Consider the following 1030-nt stretch of genomic DNA (forward strand, 5'->3'; position numbering starts at 1 on the left):
GTTATGGCTGCTCGACTTTTTAAAGAAAGAAGAGTAAATAGGTGGGCATAAATAAACCTTAAAACTCAGAATCCGAAAATGAAGCTGAAACCCTTTATTCAAGGGGTTTTCACCATTTTGAATCTCAATCGCTATTTTACGGATAATTAAACCCACCTACTTAATAGAGAATTTTATTCTAGTTGTCGAGCAACCAGTCGTGCAAACAACCCCTCTTCTTGACTGAGTTGTGTAAATGTTCCTCTCTGGACAATTCGTCCAGCTTCCATCACATAAATTCGGTCTGCATTACGAATTGTACTAAGACGGTGGGCAATAACAATACGTGTTGCATGGAGTTGCTCCAAGCTGTCAGTCACTATCTGTTGAGTGCGGTTATCAAGGGCACTGGTCGCTTCATCCATCAGAATTATTTTTGGTTTATTTACTAAAGCACGAGCGATTAATAAACGCTGTCTTTGTCCTCCCGATAAGTTACTTCCTCCTTCACTAATAACGGTGTGCATTCCCATTGGCATTTTCTCAATGTCTAGGGCTAATCCAGCCATTCGTGCTGCTTCCCAGGCTACATCATGGGATACTAAAGCACCACTAGTAATATTGTGAAAAATCGACCCTTGTTGAACATGACCATTTTGTAGAACAACACCTAATTGGCGACGCAAAGCAGTAACATCCAACCCCGCTAAGTCTTGACCATCATAATAAATCGTTCCTGTGATGGGACTAGCAAATCCTAATAACAAACGAAAAAGGGTTGATTTTCCACTTCCACTAGGGCCAACAAGTGCAATAAACTCACCGGGATTAGCATGAATACAAATATTATCGATAATTAAAGGACCATCTTCTCGATAGCGAAAGCTCAGATGATCTAAAACGATATGTCCACTTATACGACCCGGATCTTGCTGATTAATATCAGATTCTGGTTTTTCCTGTAAAATAGATTTCGCTCTTTCCCACATGGGTACAATTCCTAAAATATCTGTGAAAGTATTGCTCAAGCTTGTGACTCCCCCAATATAAG

The 1030-nt window shown here is 40.1% G+C and carries 1 protein-coding gene; it reads right to left on the reverse strand.

Annotation, left to right across the window (positions count from 1 at the left end; genetic code table 11):
* Positions 1–173 precede the first annotated feature (173 nt).
* The coding region (locus F6K53_RS45330) for an ATP-binding cassette domain-containing protein (RefSeq protein ID WP_293087760.1) at positions 174–1030 on the reverse strand (857 nt) is incomplete at its 5' end.

It is taken from the genome of Moorena sp. SIO4A1, from assembly GCF_010672065.1.
GTDB lineage: Bacteria > Cyanobacteriota > Cyanobacteriia > Cyanobacteriales > Coleofasciculaceae > Moorena.